We start from the raw sequence: 477 nt of genomic DNA on the forward strand, positions 1-477 counted from the left end.
TCCTCCATGTGGATCAGTGTAGAGGGTCTGTCGACATGAAGTCTCTTGAATTCAAGTGTCTTGACATCAAGATACTGCGGGCGTGATCCTGTTCCCCATGACACCCCCTCCCGAACCCACCTGGGACCCGCGGCAGTACCTGCGCCACGCGGACCACCGCACCCGCCCCTTCCAGGACCTGCTGGCCCGGATCGGCGACCTCCCCGGCCACCCCGCACCCCGGATCGCCGACCTCGGCTGCGGCGCCGGAAACGTCACCGCCCTCCTCGCCGACCGCTGGCCGCAGGCCCGTATCACCGGCTACGACAGCTCCCCGCAGATGCTCGCCGAAGCCGCCGCCCACGCTCGCCCGCCCCAGCTCGACTTCGTGGCGGCCGACGCGGCGACCTGGACGCCCACCGAGACGTACGGCCTGATCGTCTCCACCTCCGCGCTCCAGTGGATTCCCGGCCACACCGACCACTTCCCCCGCTGGCT

The 477-nt window shown here is 69.2% G+C and carries 1 protein-coding gene; it reads left to right on the forward strand.

Annotated features, from left to right (window positions below):
• Nucleotides 1-97 precede the first annotated feature (97 nt).
• A partial coding sequence (locus RM812_RS42220) for a methyltransferase domain-containing protein (RefSeq protein ID WP_311586326.1) occupies nt 98-477 on the forward strand: 380 nt, incomplete at its 3' end.

Origin of the sequence: Streptomyces lancefieldiae (assembly GCF_031845825.1) — a bacterium.
GTDB classification, from domain to species: domain Bacteria; phylum Actinomycetota; class Actinomycetes; order Streptomycetales; family Streptomycetaceae; genus Streptomyces; species Streptomyces lancefieldiae.